The 17,425-nt window shown below is 54.0% G+C and carries 12 protein-coding genes; 5 read left to right on the top strand and 7 right to left on the bottom strand.

Going from position 1 to position 17,425, the window contains the following annotated elements:
* Positions 1 to 30 precede the first annotated feature (30 nt).
* The 6 genes from ACXJJX_RS03855 to ACXJJX_RS03880 are packed head-to-tail and all read right to left on the bottom strand — an operon-like array spanning position 31 to position 8,748.
* On the bottom strand, positions 31 to 2,991 hold the full coding sequence (locus ACXJJX_RS03855) for a PD-(D/E)XK nuclease family protein (protein ID WP_456432290.1): 2,961 nt from the start codon (positions 2,989 to 2,991) through the stop codon (positions 31 to 33).
* Positions 2,991 to 3,506 (bottom strand): PD-(D/E)XK nuclease family protein, encoded by a 516-nt coding sequence (locus tag ACXJJX_RS03860; RefSeq protein ID WP_456432292.1) that lies wholly within the window; start codon positions 3,504 to 3,506, stop codon positions 2,991 to 2,993. Before ACXJJX_RS03860 ends, ACXJJX_RS03855 begins: the two co-directional genes overlap by 1 nt.
* Positions 3,503 to 5,977, bottom strand: a complete 2,475-nt coding sequence (locus tag ACXJJX_RS03865; RefSeq protein ID WP_456432294.1) for a UvrD-helicase domain-containing protein — start codon at positions 5,975 to 5,977, stop codon at positions 3,503 to 3,505. The genes ACXJJX_RS03860 and ACXJJX_RS03865 overlap by 4 nt, the downstream gene beginning before the upstream one ends.
* Positions 5,967 to 6,464, bottom strand: coding sequence for an HIT family protein (locus tag ACXJJX_RS03870; RefSeq protein ID WP_456432296.1), 498 nt, complete (start codon positions 6,462 to 6,464; stop codon positions 5,967 to 5,969). The genes ACXJJX_RS03865 and ACXJJX_RS03870 overlap by 11 nt, the downstream gene beginning before the upstream one ends.
* 3 nt (positions 6,465 to 6,467) lie before the next feature.
* The gene (locus ACXJJX_RS03875) at positions 6,468 to 6,965 is read right to left on the bottom strand and encodes a metallophosphoesterase family protein (protein WP_456432298.1); all 498 of its coding nucleotides are present in this window, start codon (positions 6,963 to 6,965) and stop codon (positions 6,468 to 6,470) included.
* Complete coding sequence (locus ACXJJX_RS03880; RefSeq protein ID WP_456432300.1) at positions 6,952 to 8,748, bottom strand: ATP-binding protein; 1,797 nt, start codon at positions 8,746 to 8,748, stop codon at positions 6,952 to 6,954. Before ACXJJX_RS03880 ends, ACXJJX_RS03875 begins: the two co-directional genes overlap by 14 nt.
* Before the next feature lie 159 nt (positions 8,749 to 8,907).
* Between ACXJJX_RS03880 and extJ the strand changes: the two genes are divergently transcribed.
* The 5 genes from extJ to uvrA all read left to right on the top strand — a co-directional run bounded on the left by extJ (position 8,908) and on the right by uvrA (position 16,949).
* Complete coding sequence (gene extJ, locus ACXJJX_RS03885; protein ID WP_456432302.1) at positions 8,908 to 9,117, top strand: selenite/tellurite reduction operon protein ExtJ; 210 nt, start codon at positions 8,908 to 8,910, stop codon at positions 9,115 to 9,117.
* 118 nt (positions 9,118 to 9,235) lie between these two features.
* A complete protein-coding gene (gene moaA / locus ACXJJX_RS03890; protein WP_456432304.1) occupies positions 9,236 to 10,198 on the top strand; it encodes a GTP 3',8-cyclase MoaA in 963 nt (320 codons plus the stop codon).
* A gap of 88 nt (positions 10,199 to 10,286) precedes the next feature.
* Positions 10,287 to 10,727, top strand: a complete 441-nt coding sequence (gcvH, locus tag ACXJJX_RS03895; protein WP_456432306.1) for a glycine cleavage system protein GcvH — start codon at positions 10,287 to 10,289, stop codon at positions 10,725 to 10,727.
* Positions 10,728 to 11,666, top strand: coding sequence for an ACP S-malonyltransferase (gene fabD, locus ACXJJX_RS03900; RefSeq protein ID WP_456432308.1), 939 nt, complete (start codon positions 10,728 to 10,730; stop codon positions 11,664 to 11,666).
* 51 nt (positions 11,667 to 11,717) lie between these two features.
* Complete coding sequence (gene uvrA / locus ACXJJX_RS03905; protein WP_456432310.1) at positions 11,718 to 16,949, top strand: excinuclease ABC subunit UvrA; 5,232 nt, start codon at positions 11,718 to 11,720, stop codon at positions 16,947 to 16,949.
* Here uvrA and ACXJJX_RS03910 read toward each other — a convergent pair.
* Complete coding sequence (locus ACXJJX_RS03910; protein ID WP_456432312.1) at positions 16,946 to 17,413, bottom strand: hypothetical protein; 468 nt, start codon at positions 17,411 to 17,413, stop codon at positions 16,946 to 16,948. The two genes, uvrA and ACXJJX_RS03910, sit on opposite strands and share 4 nt — an antisense overlap.
* Positions 17,414 to 17,425 lie beyond the last annotated feature (12 nt).

The following is a 17,425-nucleotide window of genomic DNA, read 5'->3' on the forward strand; positions in this document are numbered from 1 at the left end:
CTTTTGACCTCCAAGCTCTAGCAATTGTTTTCAGATCTTCAGGCAGGCACACGAGGGGCGGAAATCGCAAAAACGGCAGTCTTCAGGGTCATCGGTGGTGTAAAAGGCTGGGGCTTCAAGGATGTGGTCAATAAGGTAGTTTAGAATTTTAGGAAAGACTTCCTTTAAGAAGGCCCAGGGAAGCCCTAAGGAAAAATGTCTCTCCGTAAAAAGGGGCCGCTCAAAGTGAGCTTCTCTTCCAGTGGCCAGATGAATATAAGCTGCATTTATCAAGGATCCGCCCTGGCTGTAATCATACAGGAAGACATAAAAGGGGAGCTGAATATCCGAAAGGTAACGTCTGAGGGTCCAGAATATGTCCAGATCAAGCCCCCTCGATGCCCGGGGGGAGACCTCAAAGAGGCCCAGAAGCTCCTCCAGAGCTCGGGAGCTAATCGGCTTAAGCCACCCTCCAGTCTTATAATCCAGGACAACTATCGTCTCCCCCCGGCGATCTATCCGATCAAGGCGCCCGCCCAAACGCCAATTATTCCACTTCCGAGTCACCTTGACCTCAACGTCTAGGACCTCAAAAGCCCCCTTTCGGCGAAGATAAGAAAGGTAGCGCTTGAGGCGAAAAAGGGTGGTTTCAAAGACAAAAAAACGTCTCTCCGGACCTAGGCGATCTCTTAAGGCTGAACCCTCAAATTCCTTCCGGAAAAGAGACTCAAGCCTTTCAGGGGAGTTTTCTCTGGCCGGATCATAGATACGGCCAACATAGGAACGAAAGTATTCTTCGAGGCATCTGTGAACGATGATCCCTAGCTCTGCAGCATCGTAACTGGTCACCTGCTTACTGGGTGTCAGTCCCAGAAGGTAACGAAAATAAAATCTTACCGGACAAGTAAGGTAGGTACTGAGAAAGGTGGCCGAAATTTCCTCCTGAGCCAGGATCTCCTTGAGGAGATCCCTATGCAAGGGCCTCTTTTCGATCTGTTCTGGGCGTTTGAGGACCGAGGGCTCCAGATGCAAGGGAATGACCTTAAGCCATTCGGAAAGAAGTCTCCTTTTCTCACGCCTTTCCTTCTCCCAGAGGAGTTGCTCCAGAAAACGACTGCGGATCCTTTTGCCCAGGAGGTTCCCCCCTGAAGAGGCACTTTGGTAAAAAAGGTGGACTTCTTTGGCCGAAAGGACCAGACGCCAGAAATGATAGCCTTCGATAATCTCGGTCCGTCCTCGAGGGGGCAGGCCCAAGGCCGGTCTTACTGCTTCAGGCAAAAGGGGATTCACCTCCTCGACGCTGGGAAGATGGCCTTCATTGGCATCCAGGATGATTACCCGCTTAAAAGACAAAAGCCGACTTTCAAGAAGCCCCATTACCTGAAGCCCCTCTAGGGGATGGCCCTCAAAGGGGGTTCGCAGACGATTCAGGATCTCTCGGAAGAGGCGATAGATGGTGATTGGTTGAAGGGGCTCCCGGGCAAAGAAGGCCTTCTCCAGAGAGGGTAAAAGTTCATCCTCTAGCCCGGCCAAAAATACTCTCTCCAGGGCCTCCTGAGGCCTGTTATTTCCGGCAGACGGCCTCTGGTCCTCTTGTCTAGAAACAAAAATAAAGGAAAAGGTCTTCCTGATCACTTGGGCCAAAGTGACCGGGTCTCTGAGGCTCTCCCAGGGGCGAATGAGTCCCTGATGAAGATCAACAACAAAGTCGTAGGCTGTCTCGGGAGTCAGATCCTCAACGGCTAAAAATGCCCAGTCTCGCTCATCCAGGGCCTCAGGGACTACCAGGGCCTCGATTTCCTCAAGGGCCAGATAGGGGCTTCCCCGCATCCGGAGCTTTTCTTCCAGTAGATGGATAATTATCCGCCCCGCAGGCCCTTTTTCGGTCTTGAGGCCCTTTATGTAAGGATGCTTTATCAGACGGAGATAGGCAGGGACGTAATATCTCTGCCCTTGACGGCTCCGCTGGACTTCCAACAACATCTCCAACAAGACCCCCGGAGGGGTCAGGCGGAGAGGATATCCCATGGTAACGTTGACCGGGATCTTCCGATCGGTATCCTTGCTTCCCAGATCAGAGAGGCTGTGGAGGAGGGGAAGGAGGGCCCCTTGGTCTCCCAGAACAATAACCATTTCTTGAGGAGAGGGAAACTCTTCGGGGACAAGATCCCTTAAGACCGCCAGCTCGTGATGAAGATCCGGAGCCTCATAGAGAGAGATCCTCTCGGGCCAGGTGCTGTTGGCCTCAGGTGCTTCGATCTCGGCCCCAAAAACCTTAAGCTGACGTTCAAAAATGGGGTGAAGATGGTGGGGATCGGCCTCCCAGTAGAGTTTAGCCCCCTTCTTAAGCCAGTGGGAAAAAATGATCTCCTCGGCCCGAGTAAGGGCAAAAAAGCCTGCCAGATAAAGCCTGCCCTGAGGAAAGGCTATTTCCCCAATTCTTCTGGCCAAGAGTCTCAAGCGTCCGGCCTTGGTAATCACCCCCAATTCGATTAGACGTTGATCGTAGGCCTTTTTAATCTCTCCTAGATGTTCAAGAAGCCCTCGAGCCTCACCCGGGATCCCTTCCGGGGGATAGAAGATATTTTGGGCCTCGACCATCTCCTGATCTAACTCTTCAAAGACCTCGACTAGTCTTAAGCCCCAGGGAAGGAAACGATCAAAGCTTTCGGCTACCTGAGAAAAAGCCGTTTGGGCCCTCTGGTGGCAGATCTCCCAGAGGATCCAGGCCTGATCCACCGGAGTAATCAAGGAACGGGGATCAAGCCTTACGGCCAGTTCATCCACCAAGTCAGAGATGGCAAAGATACGAGGGAGCTCAAGAGGACGGGGCCTTTCTTCTTGTCCTCGAACCTCCTTCCATAGGTATCGACGAAAGTAGATCCCGGCTCTCCTTGAAGGAAATACCACTGTAGCCGCCGAAAGCCCCCCTTGAGGATGATCGGCAAGGACTTCCCGGGCCAGATTCTTGAGGAGGTCCTTCCCAAAGGGGATAACCTTTATCCTTGACATCAGCAGACCTCCTCCAGATCAGGGCCTTCTAGATAAAGAAGATAGGCTTTGGCTGGTCCCCAAAGACTGGAGACAAGGGCCCGATAGTGCCGGACCTGATGACGATGTCTGTCATCTTTTTCTCCGAGCTTGAACTCTAGAACCACCGGCCCTTCTTCAGTGAAGACCAGACGGTCCAGCCGGTAAACTTCCGGTCTATTTCCTCTGAAGGTCATGATTTCGTATTCGACATAGGCCTGATAACGAGGATCAAAGAACCGCCGAACCTGATAATGAGAAAGGGCCTTCAAGAGGATCTTCTTTAAGTCCTTGGCGACTTGCTCCCTATCCTCGGCCAAGCCCCCAGGAAAGTAGGCCAGGGCTCGGGCCACGGCCTGGTGAATCTCGGCAAGATGGCCCCGAAAATGGACCAGAAAATAGAGGGCCAGATGGGCCAGCTCCCCCCACCTAATCCTCGATTTGTCCTCATTCAGGATCTCCAGGGGAGATTGTCGGAGTAGAAGCCTGAGCTTCATATCTTGACCACCTTGTGGCCGGAGACCTCAAGGAGCCGGAGCAGAACGTCTCCAGTACCGAAACTGCGGCCCTTTTTTACAAAGACAAAGAGCTCCTTCTGAGCCCGGGTAAGGGCCACATAAAGGAGATTTAGGGCCTCGATGGCCTGGGCCATCCGGGTAGCCATAAGCGCCTGACGGATCTCCTGGGGATAGGGACTTGAAGCGTATCCCAAGCGCCCATCTGGCAGGCAAACAAGCCTCTCCGGCTTTATGTCCCAGTGGGCAAAGGGGATAAAGACCACCGGGAACTCCAGTCCCTTGGCAGCATGAATAGTAAGAACCTTAACGGCAGAGATTTCCTCCGGGACCCCTAGGCGCTCCTCTGCCCCCCGACGGCTCCAAAAATCAAGGAATCCGGAAATCCCCCCACCCTCTTCCTCCTCATAGCGGTGGACAAGTTCAAGAAAACGACGGACAAAGGCTTCTTCTTTGGAGAATCGTTCCAGAATCGAAAGCCTCTCGATTAAGGAGCGAAGGAGATCATAGGTGGATAGTCGGCCTACCATCTCCAAAAGGGGTCGAAAGAACTCCTGGTAAAGATCTTCCTTAACCTCTCTCAGGCGAGAATAGAGGGACCCCTGTCTTCGCCTGCTGAAGATCCTTTCCAGATCCTCTTCAGATAGTTTTTCAGAGAAAAGATCGCTTAAAAGGACCCCGGTCAGGGCAACATCATCAAGGGGATAGTCCAGAAAACGCAGAAAGGCAGCCAGGGTCTGGACGAGGCGGGAATTGGCCAATCGAAGAGCATTTTCAGTAACAGTCGGAAGCCCCATTTCAAAGAGCCAACCAGAGACCAATTCGGCCTGATCATTGGAACGAACCAGGACAGCGGCCTCTCCGTATTCTTCAAACCGACTGGGGATTTTTCCCCGAAAGAGATCCCGGAGGAGACCAAGCCCCCCATCCTCAGACTCCAGACAGTAAACATGGACCCTGCCCCCTGATGTTGCACTCGGCGAGGGCTCTTGGAGGGCTTCTTTAAAGTTGGCCTTAATCTTTTGAGCCAGCTCACAGACAAAAGGGTCAGACTCCCTTTTGGCCTTTTGACCATAAAGAAAGCCGTGGGCAACCCATTCGGCCAAACCGTCTTCGGCCAGGGGCTCAAAGAGTCGATTATTAAAGTCAATGATCTCCCGGCTGGAGCGCCAATTGTAGGGAAGATGGACCTCAAAGGTCGAGGCCGGTAGCCTTTGAGGCACCTCATGGAAGAGCTCGGGCTCTGCTCCTCGCCAGACGTAGATGGCCTGTTTGGTATCTCCGACATAGACCAAGGCCCCACCCTCGGCAAGGCAATTGACGACAATGGGCTCAAGAACCTGCCATTGAGCCCGGCTAGTATCCTGAAACTCGTCTATCAGGAAATAACGCAGACGGTTGCCGAGCTTGCAGTAGATCTGGGGGACAGTATCCTGACTCAAGAAGCCCCCAACAAGCCTCAGCCAGCCCCCACTGTAGATAAGACCTTCGGCCTGGCAAAGGGATTCAAGTCTCTGGCGCAGGTAATCATAAAGCCGGGCATAGGGAACCACTCGGTTGACGGCCCGGGCCAGAAGATAGCGGTCCAGGGCCTCCTTAAAGGTCTGATAAAGGGGCTCAAGCTCGGAGATCACCTCAGTGGGAGCCTTGATAACCTGGGCTAGGCCTTCCTTATGGAAAGGGGTTGCCCCGGGATCCTCCGTGGGCTCACAAAACTTGTCTTCCCAGCGGTAGCGGGGATTCTTAAAGCTGGCCCCCTTCTCTCGGACCTCCCCTACCAGCCGTCTTCCAGAGAGGATGAGCTCTCTCTTTAGGCCCTCAAGATCCAGGGGCCCAGTCCCCGATCTGACTCTTTTTAGGATATCGTGGCGGAACAACTCTAGTAACCGGCGGCGGATTTTGCCCTCCGGATTAAATCCTCCCTGGGATTCAAGCTCCAGAAATGTCTCGAGAACCTTCCGGAAAAGCCCCTCCAGGGCCGAATCTCCTGCCCCAAGTTCAAGTAGCAACTGGTCAAAGGCCCGCCCCAAAAGTTCTTTTTCCTCAAATTCGGCCTCTAAATCAGGCCTGAGACCCAACTCAAAAGAAACAGCCCTGAGGATGGCAAATATCAGGCTATCGATCGTCCGGATCTGGAAATCACTATAGTACTCGATAATTATTTTTAGCCAGGACTCGGCCTCCCGCTGGCCAAGGCCAGTCTCCTCGGCAAGCCTCTGTCCGTCCTCGGTCTGAAAGGCTATCTCCTTTAGGCAGAACAGAATCCGTTCTTTCATCTCTGCAGCGGCCTTATTGGTGAAGGTGATAGCCACCAGACTCCTTAAGGCCTCGGGGCTGGGCCGGCCCAGCCCCTTGAGAAGTCTCAAGTAATGCCTGGTAAGCTGGTAGGTTTTACCAGCCCCGGCCGAGGCCTTAATCTTGAGGACATGGGGGGACGGAAGTTCAAGGGACATGAGACCCCAGCTGCTCAAAATGAGGGAAAAGCTTCCGATAGGTAGCCAAGATATGTTCCGGAACAACCCGGATCTCGGCAAAGACGGTCATGAAATTAACGTCTCCATGCCATCGGGGAACAATCTGATAGTGGAGGTGTTCCGGAATCCCGGCACCAGCTACTTTGCCCAGATTAAGACCGACATTGAAGCCATCAGGTCGCATGACCTTCTTTAGGATGGTGAGACAATCACGGACCATCTGGTGAAGGGCAAGAAGCTCCTCGTCATTCAAATCATCAAGTTCGGGGACGTGGCGCCGGGGGCAGACAAGAAGGTGGCCAGTATTGTAGGGAAATTTGTTCATAATCACCAAGCTCAGCCGGTCGGCATAAAGAATAAGACGTCTTTCGTCAGGAAGCTGGATATCCTGAGGGCAGAAGGGACAGCCCGGCTCTTTGTCTCCCAGGACGTACTCCATCCGCCACGGGGCCCAAAGGACCTTCATCGCTCACCTCCAGGGGCTCAATGAGGTATAGATTATACGTCCCTTTATCTCTTTGCCTAGCCTCAGGAGACCAAAGCTTGGACGCTTAGAAAAAGGAGAAAAACTTCCCGGATTAAAAAAACAAACTCCTTTTCGTCGGGAAAAGACCGGGACGTGGCTGTGGCCATAAACGATGACATCTACCCGAGGGAAAAGAGCAAGGAGCCTTTGTTCAAGGTCTGTTTTACCTCCCCAGCCATGGACCAAACCGATACGGTAGCCTTCAATCTCGATGAGTTGTTTTTGGGGATAGGCGGCTGCCACCCTAGAAGAATCCATATTACCGCAGACGGCATAAATCTTTTTGCCCTCAAAGGCTGAAAGAACCTCAGGCTCGGTCATATCCCCTGCATGAAGGATTACTGGACAATCCAAAAAGTATGTCTCCGCCAGTTCTCTGAGGTCCTCGGTGGCCGTCTGGACATGGGTGTCTGAGATAACACCAATCTCAAGCCCCTCCATCTTCGACCTCCCTTAGGGGCAGGTGAACCATCACCCTGGTGCCTGCAGGCATATTAGGATAGACGCAAAAACGAGCCTCGTGAAGTTCGAGAGCCCTTCGAGCAATGAAAAGCCCCAGACCGGTCCCGTGAGGCTTGGTAGTGAAGAAAGGCTCTCCGACCTTCTTTACCAGGGCCCGGGGGATCCCCCAACCAGTATCAATCACCTCGACGACCGCGTAGCGTTCATCTCGCCAGATGCGGATCGTCAGCTCTCCACCCTCAGGCATGGCCTCAATGGCATTCATCACCAGGTGGATGAGGGCCTCTTTGAAGCGGTCTGGATCAAGAAGGATTTTAAGGCTCTTCAGCTGGTAGTCTCTTTTGAGGACAATCTTGGCCTCGGCCATCTCCCGGGCCAAAAGGGAGAGGATCTCCTCGACTACAGAGATCAAATCTGTCATGCAGGGTTTAAAACTGGTTGGAGTAACAAAATGGCTGATATCCTTTAACAGAAGCTCCAGGCGCTCGGCCTCCCGGACGATGATCTCCAGATAATGATCCAGATTGTGAGGATGTTCCTTTTCTTTAAGGCGCCGGGCCAATCCAGCCATACTGGAAAGGGGATTCCTTATCTCGTGAAGAAACCGGGAAATGGTCTGACCGATGGCCCGAAAACGCTCGGCCTCCACTAGAAGGTGTTTATTCTCTTCCAATTTGCGGTTGAGCTCTTCAAGGCTTTTGATCTGGGCCGTCAGGACCTGACAGGTGTGGATTTTCTCTAGCCCTAAAGTGGCCAGGGTGGCAAAAAGCTGGAGAAACTCAAGATCATGTTGACTAATGGGCCTTCTGGTGACAAAGTTGTCGGTAATGATCAGGCCATATTCACGTTCGTGGGAGACCAAAGGCACCAAGGCAAACTCTTCCACCCCCAAGATATCTACTAATTCAGCAAAACCGCGGCCGTTACGACGCCCCTGGGTAAAGCTATAAGGCCTTCTTTCCCGCAGACAGCGAATCAAGAGATGTTCTTGATCTTCCAAGGAAACCTCAATCCTTTTTACTAACTGGTTGACCCTGAGGTCCGGATCACGGGCCACCCGCTGATAATCCTCTAGGATCTCAAAAAGAGAGGGCCGGCGCCGGTCAATCTCTGCCCAGATCTGTCGAGCTTCCTCAGGACTTGAGGGACCGATGGCCATCTCTCCTTTAAGTAGCCGCCGTCCCTCATCAACTAGGCAGAGAAAGGCCCGGTTGAAACCCAGCCCCTCTCCCACGGTAATCCCTACTAAAATGGCCCCCAGGAGTTCATCCCGATCAGCAGCCTGGAGAAAGGCCGTAGACAGACGAGTGGTCAGCTGAAGAAGATGGATGAGGCGGAGATGGTGCCACTCAAGACTTACCTGACATTGACGATTAAACCGGACCAGCTCACGAAAACGCAACCCCTGTTGCACCATGGGCTGCAATTCTTGCAGATCGAGGGGTTTCAGGAGATAGGCCCAAAGGCCTTCGGCCAGGGCCTGCACAGCCAAAGAGCGGGACTGAGGAGAAATAAAGCCAATGATTGGAGCCTCTGGGCACAGCCATTGCATACGCCTTATTTCCGAAAAGACATCGGGAATCGTCTCCAGATCCAGGAGGACAAGGTCAATATGAATGCCATCATGGAGGCACCTTTCGGAATCTTCAAAGATACGAATATCTTCGGGCAGGCCTTTAAGAGTGTCGGCCAGATCGACATCATTGGTCAGGGCAACAATCTTGGCCGGTGCCTTGTCTGCGGAGGGCAGTTTAGAATCCATCTTAAAAAGAGAGTAACACGACCGAGAGAACCCTTTCAAGGAGAGCGGGATTTGCGATTGTGCTTGACGGAAACGACCGACTCATTGTAACAAAAAGAGACAATCGGTCTGTTATCGTAACAATGTAAATTATCAAAAAATCCTACAAGGAGGTTTGTCATGAAGAAGAAAGTACTGGCTTTCGTCTTGGCTACCACTTTCATGATGGGTTCAAGCGGTATGGCCTTGGCCGCCAAGCGTTGTAAGGGTACGGTGGTCAAGATTGAGGGCGAAGAGATGGTCGTCCAGCTCAAGGGTAAGTGCAAGATTAAAGAGGGCACTAAGGTAACCATTAAGGCCAAAAAGACCAAAGCCATTGAGGGTTGCTAATCCTTGTCTGGGGCTAAAAAGCTTGCTAAGGGGGGGCTCTGCCCCCCTTTTTTATTTTAAGGGGGTGACGGGAGGCTTGGTTTAGGATTAAATTTTTAAGGATTTTTTGGAGGTTACCTTGGTCCTCAAGGATCATCTCGGCCGCCAGATAAATTATCTTCGAGTCTCCCTTACCGACAGGTGTAACTTCCGCTGTCGTTACTGTCGTCCACAGAAGGATTTCCGTTGGCTTCCTCCGGAGGCTATTCTCTCCTATGAAGAGCTTTTCTCTATTGTCTCTGTAGCCCGATGTTTGGGGATCTCTCGTCTTCGAATCACAGGAGGGGAGCCTCTTGTTCGACGTGAGGCCCTAAAGCTCATCGCTGATCTAGCCCCCCTGGGCTTTGAGGACCTGGCCCTGACAACCAATGGCTTTTTTCTGGCCGAGATGGCCGAAGAACTTAAGGCCGCTGGTCTCAAGCGGGTCAACATAAGTCTGGACAGCCTTGATCGGCAACGTTTTCGGGAGATAACCGGGATCGATGGCCTCTTTCAGGTCCTCCAAGGCATTGAGGCGGCCCTTGAGGCCGGGCTTGATCCAGTCAAGATCAATGTGGTGGTCATGAGAGGTGTAAACGACCAGGAAGTTCCAGAGCTGGCAGCCTTAAGTCTGGGGGCCCCTCTCCATGTAAGGTTTATAGAGTTTATGCCTGTGGGCCAGGAAAGTTCCTGGGCTGAGGATCTTTTTGTCCCCGAAGAAGAAATTCGTCAAAAAGTTGCCCGCTTGGGGCCATTGGAGCCAGCGATTGTTCGAGGCACAGGGCCAGCCAAAGTCTTTCGCCTTCGAGGAGGCCGGGGGACCATTGGCTTCATCAGCTCCCAGACCCACGCCTTCTGCCATCGATGCAATCGTCTGCGTCTCACCCCCGAAGGCCACCTCCGACCCTGTCTTTTCGCCGACAGAGAGATAGACCTGCGCGCCATTGTCCGAGGCGGAGGAGGAGAGCCAGAGATTGTCAAGGCCTTCCTCAAGGCCTTAGAGATCAAACCGGCCTCAAGGAGAGAAAAATCCCTCCGCTCAATGACCAGCATTGGAGGCTAGACATTTAAGACTTGCCAAAAACCTCTTCATTGACTAAAGGCCCCAGAAAAGGCTATTAACTCTCAAACCCTTACAAGGAGGAGCCTTTATGCAGATACCCGAAGACCTGCTTTATTCTGAAGGCCATCTATGGGTCAAGAAAGAAGGTCGTAACAAGGCCCGGATAGGCCTGACGGCCTTCGGCCGCCGGGTCCTGGGAGAAGTCATTGATATTGAACTTCCAGAGGAGGGAGAGGAGATCGCCAAGGATGAGGCCTTCGGGAGTCTCGAGTCCACCCGCAAGGTGGTGGATCTTATGGCTCCGGTCAGTGGAGAAGTTCTGGAGATCAACGAGACCATCATCGACACCCCAGAGACCATCAACGAAGACCCCTATGATGAAGGGTGGCTCATCCGAATAAAGCTTACCGATCCTGAAGAGTTAGAAGACCTCATGGGAGCTGATGAATATGAGGAGTTTATAGAGGGACAAGACATCCCTGAGGACGAAGACGAAGAAGGACTTGAGGTCTTCGAAGAGGAGGAGTAGATGTCCAAAGTGGCCTTTGTCTTCCCTGGCCAAGGTTCACAGTATGTCGGCATGGGGCAGGAGATCGTTAAGTATTATCCAGAGGCCGCCCAGATAATTAAAGAGGCAGAGGAGATAACAGGGCTAGCCCTTCAAAAGCTCCTCCAGGAAGGTCCCCTTTCTGAGCTTACCAAGACGGCCAACCTTCAGCCAGCCATCACGGCCACCAACCTAGCCATCTTTGTCGCTCTAAGCCAAGAGGGCCTCAGGCCCCAAGCGGTAGCCGGACACAGCCTGGGAGAGTACTCGGCCCTTTATGCTGCTGGTGTGGTTGACACAAGGGCTGTCTTCACCTTGGTCAAATTCCGGGGAGAGGTCATGGAAAGGGAGGCCCAAAGGCACCCTGGAGCGATGTACGCCATCATCGGCTTGCCCCGTGAGGAACTGGAGGCCCTGGTCAAAGAGGCCGAGGGCCAAGGTGTGGTGGCCTTAGCCAATATCAACTCTCCGGAACAGATCGTCATCACTGGCCAAAAGACGACAGTAGAAGCCGTAGCCCAGGCGGCCTCGAAACGCAGGGCCCGCGTCGTCCGCCTCAAGGTAAGCGGGGCCTATCACAGCCCCCTCATGGCCGAAGCAGAGAAAGATTTCCGGAGTCTCCTGGAAGGGATTGATTTTCAGCCCCCCAAAATTCCTATCTATTTCAACGTTACCGCCTCTGCAGAAGGGGATCCCCGGGTCATAAAGGCCATTATGGCTCGGCAGATCTCCTCCCCTGTCCGTTGGGTAGAACTTATTGAGGCCATGTATAAAAACGGCTATACCACCTTTGTGGAGGTGGGCCCCAAGAAGGTCCTGAGTAATCTCATCAAGAAGATCCTTACCGGCAAGGAGCACCAGATCTTCCAGGTGGAAGATCTCGCCGGAATCAAGGCCTTAAAGGAGACTCTCTCCTCCTAAAGCTTCCAAGCATTGCCCTTGGCCCCAAAAAGGGGGTATGTTTCCTTCCCCATGAAGGCCATCAGGCTCACTGGCGCCTGTCAGCACAACCTCAAAGGACTAAATCTTGAGATCCCTTGGTATCAAGTAACCGTCATCTCCGGCCCATCGGGGTCAGGAAAATCAACCCTGGCTTTAGACACCCTTTATGCTGAAGGACAACGGCGCTATGTAGAGACCTTCTCCGCCTATGTCCGTCAGTTTTTGGAACGTCTTCCCCGACCTCAGGTAGAGACCATTGAGGGGATCCCCCCGGCCATCGCCATAGAACAAGTCAATCCGATCAAAAGTTCCCGTTCCACCGTGGGGACTCTCAGTGAGATAAACCACTTCGTCAAGCTCCTTTACTTTCGAGAGGCTGTTCTCCTGTGCCCTTCCTGCGGACGTCCGGTAGAAAAGACCAGCCCGGAGGAGGCTGCTCGCTGGCTTCTTAAACACCGATCTGGCCAGAAGGCAATCATTACCACCAAGGTCTCGGTCAGCCAGGACTTTGTCCTCCTCAAAAAAGGGCTCCTTTCGGCTGGCTACTTCCGGGCCTATACTGGAGGGGAGATCCGGGAGATCTCCGAGATCCCTGAGGCCCAAGAGATCGAAGTCCTTATTGACCGCCTGATCCTTCGACCAGAGGATCGCTCCCGACTAGTCCAGGCTCTGGAAGAGGCCTACCGAGTGGGGTCGGGGCAGGCCAACATCCACCTCCCCTATGAAGAACTCCGCTTCAACAATAAGAGACATTGTCCGTATTGTAACCTGGACTTCCCGCCCCCATCCCCCAACCTCTTCTCCTTTAACAGCCCGGCAGGGGCTTGTCCCCAATGTCGGGGATTTGGCCGAATAATCGATATAGACTGGGATCTAGTCATTCCTGACCGCCGCAAGTCTCTGCTTGAGGGGGCCATCGTCCTGCTAGAGACCCCCTCGGCCTGGGAGGACCGAGAGGAATTATTTGATTGGTGCCAAGAAAACGGAATCCCCCTTGACCGGCCCTTTGAGGAATTGCCGGAGGAGATCCAGAAGAAGATCATCTACGGCGATGGAAGCTGGTATGGCCTTAAGGGAATCTTTGATTGGCTGGAGAAAAAACGCTACAAGGCCCATGTGAGGATCTTTTTGGCCCGCTACCGGGCCTATCTTACCTGCCCAGCCTGTAAGGGAAGTCGCTTTCGCCGGGAGGCTCTCTGGTATCGTTTAAGGGGGCAAACCATCGGCCAGTTCTACGCCCAGAGCATCGCCGAGGCCCTGAATTTTATGGAGGATCTCAACGATGAGGGTCTGGATACGGCGACCAGAACCCTGGCAGAGGAAATAAGACGCCGCCTGAGGTATCTTCACGAGGTCGGTCTATCTTATCTTCGCCTTGACCGGCCATCTCGAACACTTTCTGGTGGGGAGGTTGCCCGAGTTCTACTTACCCAAGCCCTGGCCTCAGACCTAGTGGAGACCCTCTATGTACTCGATGAACCCAGCCGGGGGCTCCATGCTCAGGATACCCACCGAGTGGTAGACCTGATCCGGAAGTTGGCAGCCAGTGGCAACACCACCGTGGTCATAGAACACGATCCAGCCATTATTGCCTCGGCAGATAAGATTGTTGATCTGGGGCCGGGAGCCGGAGAGGCCGGCGGTCAGATCGTCTATGAAGGCCCCGGACAGGGCCTGCTTAAGACCTCCTCTCCCACAGCCGAGGCCCTCCGAAGGCGTCTCCAGGGCCCTCCTCTAGTCCGAAGACAACGGCGGCTCCCAAAGGGATTTCTGAAAATAAAAAGAGCCCGGGCCCATAACTTGAAGGCCATCGACGTCTCCATTCCTTTAGGGGCCTTTGCCTGTATTACCGGTCCATCGGGTTCCGGGAAATCAAGCCTTCTTGAGTTCATCATCTATCGGGGACTCTGCCGCCTAAAAGGACAGGCCACCGAACCCCCGGGGGCCTTTGAGGCCATCGAGGGGGTGGACTTGATCAATGAGGTCATCCTTATTGATCAGGCTCCCTTGGGCAAGACCCCCAGGGGTAACCCAGCCACCTACCTCAAAATATATGGGGAGATTCGACGTCTCTTGGCCACCAGCCCGGAGGCCAAGGTGAGGGGTTTTTCTGCCAGCCATTTCTCCTTTAATTCCCCTCTTGGACGTTGTCCGGTGTGCGAGGGTCAGGGTTTTGAGCGGGTGGAGATGCAGTTCTTATCTGACATATTCCTTCCCTGCCCAGCCTGCCAAGGCCAACGGTTCCGACCGGAGATACTCACTGTTTACTATCAGGGCAAAAATATCGCTGAGATCCTCTCCCTGACCATCAAAGAGGCTGCTAATTTCTTTGCGGGCAATCCCCGAATTGAGCCCCTCTTAAGGGGTATGATCTCCATCGGCCTAGGTTATCTCCGGCTGGGCCAGCCCCTCAATACGCTCTCTGGCGGGGAAGCTCAGCGACTCAAACTGGCCCGGGAACTGTTCCTGCGCTCTGACTACGGCCACCTTTTCCTCCTGGATGAACCCACCGTCGGCCTTCACCTGAGCGATGTCGACCGCCTCATCCGGGCACTGGAAGGCTTGGTAGAAGCCGGAAATACGGTCTGGGTGATCGAGCACCATCTCGATCTTATTGCCGCTGCCGACTGGATAGTCGAGTTGGGTCCAGGAGCTGGAGAGGCCGGGGGATATTTGGTTGCCGAAGGTCCTCCAGAGAAAATAATCCAAGCGGACTGTCCCACCGGCCGGTCCTTAAAGGGTTACCTGGAAAAGGGCCTCCTCTTTGAGGCCCCGAAACCTCCCTCGCTCCCCCCAGCCCCGGCGGGTATTGAGATTCAAGGGGCCCGACACCATAACCTTAAAAACATCTCTCTGACAGTCCCCCGAGGCAAGCTAGTCGTCTTTACCGGACCCTCAGGCTCCGGGAAATCGACCTTGGCCTTTGACACCATTTTCGTCGAAGGCCAGCGACGCTATCTGGAATGTCTATCCACCTATATCCGCCAGTTCATCCCCCTTCATGAACGCCCTGAGGTGGACCTCATCCGGGGCCTTCCCCCTACGGTGGCCATCGAACAACGAACCAGTCGGGCCGGCCCTCGTTCCACAGTGGGCACCCTTACAGAGATCTATCATTATTTGCGGCTCCTTTATGCCCGGGTGGCTGATCCCTTCTGCCCTCGGTGCCAGCGCTCCCTAAGGGCCCAGAGCCTGGAAGAGATGCTCGTCCAGATCCTCAAAGGTTTCTCCGACCGGGAGGTATCCATCCTTGCCCCTAAGATCAAACGACGCAAGGGATTACATAAACCGATCTTTGAATCAGCTATCCAAAACAGATATCGCCGGATCCGAGTCAATGGCCAGATCTTGGAGATTCCCCCGATTCCGGAACTTAACCGCTATCGGGAACATGATATCGAGGTGGAGGTGGCCCGAATGACGGCCAAAGAAGCGGCGGCCGGAGCCCTGAGGGCCGCTCTGGAGTTGGCTCTCAAAGAAGGCTCTGGTGAAGTTTTTATCAGCGATGGTCAGAGAGAGATCACCTTGAGCCGCCACCTTTATTGCCCTTCCTGCCGTCTCTCCCTAAGTGAGCCAGATCCGCTACTTTTCTCCTTTAACACCGTCTCTGGGGCCTGTCCGGCCTGCAAGGGCCTGGGAACAGGGCCAAGAGGGACCTGCCCAGAATGCAAGGGGAGCCGACTACGGGAAGAGGCCCTGGCCTGGAGGCTGGCCGGGATAAATATCGCCGAGGTCTGTCGTCTTCCGGCTGAAGAAGCCCTGGCCTGGAGCAAGGACCTGAAATTTTCCGGACGTCGGGCCAAGATTGCCGAACCCCTTCTCCGGGAAATCCGAAGTAAGTTGGAGTTCCTATGTCGCGTCGGTCTCTCCTATCTTGAGCTTGATAGGGCTGGAGATAGCCTCTCCGGCGGCGAGGCCCAGAGGGTAAGATTGGCCGCAGAACTGGGATCAAATCTTACTGGGGTCTGTTATGTGCTTGATGAACCTACTATCGGGCTCCATCCTCAGGACAACGCCCTCCTCATCGAGGCCCTTAAGGATCTTCGCAATCGGGGCAACACTGTCTGTGTGGTAGAGCATGACGAAGAGACCATCCGAGCCGCTGACTGGATTATTGATCTCGGCCCAGGCGGAGGCCATAAAGGGGGGGAGATCGTCGCCCAAGGAGATCTCAATACCATTCTCCAGGCCCCCCGTTCCCTGACCGGACGCCTTCTGGCCGATGTCCGCCGCTATCGTCTGAGCTCCCGGGGACGACGTGGTCAAGACTTCCTGGAGATAAAAGGAGCCTGGGCCCGAAATCTGAAGAACATCGATGTCTGCCTGCCTTTAAAAGGGCTCATCTGTCTCACCGGCCCCTCAGGATCCGGCAAATCCACCCTTCTCCTTGAGGTCATCTATCCCTCCCTAAAGGCACTCCTTGAAGGAGGAAGGCCGGTAGGCTGTCAGGACATCTCCGGCCACAAGAGCATCTCCCGGGTCCTCAAAGTGGACCACAGCCCTATAGGGCGAACCCCTCGCTCTACTCCCGCCACCTATGTGGGGCTGATGGACGACATCCGCCGTCTTTTTGCTGAAACCAAAGAGGCCCGGGCCAAAGGATTCTCGCCAAGGCGCTTCTCCTTTAACCTGGCCGAAGGACGCTGCCCCCACTGCCAAGGGCAGGGAAGAATCAGGGTGGAGATGCGTTTTTTACCGGAGATCTACATTCCCTGTGAGGCCTGCAATGGAACCCGCTACAGCCCAGAGACCCTCTCTGTGCGCTACAAGGGCAAGACCATCGCCGAGGTCCTCTCTTTGACCGTCGAAGAGGCCGCTGATTTCTTCGCCGCCGTTCCCAGCTTGGCCCATAAGCTCAAGGTCTTAAAGGAGCTGGGACTCGGTTACCTTACCCTTGGACAGGCAAGCCCAAGCCTCTCTGGGGGTGAGGCCCAGCGACTTAAGTTGGCCCAAGAATTTGTCAAGCGCTCAAGCGGGGGAACACTAATTATCCTTGATGAGCCGACAACTGGACTCCACCTGGCCGACATCGCTGCCCTCATGGACCTGATCCACCACCTGGTGGACCGCGGAGACACCGTAATCATCATTGAACACAATCTTGAGGTCATCAAGGAGGCTGACTGGATTGTCGATCTTGGCCCAAGCGGAGGCCGGAAGGGGGGAGAGGTTCTCTTCCAAGGCCCCCCTTCCGAACTTATCTACAAGGAGACCCCAACGGCTCGCTTTCTCCGTCGGTACCTTAGGGAGTCCCAAGGCTAGCCATCATCACCTTCGTTTTCCTCGTCTTCGCGTCGGAAGCGTAAGGGAACAATCTTGCCTTCATCTTTTTCCACCAAGGTAGGCTTCTGGGGGGGATCGGCCTTGGGAGGTTCGGGGAGAAAGCCTATCTGCTTGATCAGCAGAGAATACTGCTGAATTACGTGGGGAAAGATATATTTGGCCTCGGTGAAGCCAATAACCTGACTCCGATTGAGAAGAAAATGGAAATCAGGCGGCTTGAGACACTGGAGAAGAGAGAGATCAAAGTCAAGCAGGGCTTGACCGCTTTCGCTGGAAGCAAACTTAAGGAAAACCGGGCATTCCACGGGAATGTGTTCCTTTTTCTCCAGGACGTACTGAAGGGTCTCAAACTGGCGGTTCCAGCCCACCAGGGCGACCATGATCCGACCGCCGGCCAGAAGGAACATTACTGGAGCACGATCTGTAACCTTGCTCTGCATCATGGCCCAATTATA

This window comes from Thermosulfuriphilus sp. (genome assembly GCF_054026695.1).

Bases quoted from the DNA above. Each gene is read 5' to 3' on its own strand.
- ACXJJX_RS03855 (WP_456432290.1), bottom strand. From the start codon at position 2,991: ATGTCAAGGATAAAGGTTATCCCCTTTGGGAAGGACCTCCTCAAGAAT.
- ACXJJX_RS03860 (WP_456432292.1), bottom strand. From the start codon at position 3,506: ATGAAGCTCAGGCTTCTACTCCGACAATCTCCCCTGGAGATCCTGAAT.
- ACXJJX_RS03865 (WP_456432294.1), bottom strand. From the start codon at position 5,977: ATGTCCCTTGAACTTCCGTCCCCCCATGTCCTCAAGATTAAGGCCTCG.
- ACXJJX_RS03870 (WP_456432296.1), bottom strand. From the start codon at position 6,464: ATGAAGGTCCTTTGGGCCCCGTGGCGGATGGAGTACGTCCTGGGAGAC.
- ACXJJX_RS03875 (WP_456432298.1), bottom strand. From the start codon at position 6,965: ATGGAGGGGCTTGAGATTGGTGTTATCTCAGACACCCATGTCCAGACG.
- ACXJJX_RS03880 (WP_456432300.1), bottom strand. From the start codon at position 8,748: ATGGATTCTAAACTGCCCTCCGCAGACAAGGCACCGGCCAAGATTGTT.
- extJ (WP_456432302.1), top strand. From the start codon at position 8,908: ATGAAGAAGAAAGTACTGGCTTTCGTCTTGGCTACCACTTTCATGATG.
- gcvH (WP_456432306.1), top strand. From the start codon at position 10,287: ATGCAGATACCCGAAGACCTGCTTTATTCTGAAGGCCATCTATGGGTC.
- fabD (WP_456432308.1), top strand. From the start codon at position 10,728: ATGTCCAAAGTGGCCTTTGTCTTCCCTGGCCAAGGTTCACAGTATGTC.
- uvrA (WP_456432310.1), top strand. From the start codon at position 11,718: ATGAAGGCCATCAGGCTCACTGGCGCCTGTCAGCACAACCTCAAAGGA.
- ACXJJX_RS03910 (WP_456432312.1), bottom strand. From the start codon at position 17,413: ATGATGCAGAGCAAGGTTACAGATCGTGCTCCAGTAATGTTCCTTCTG.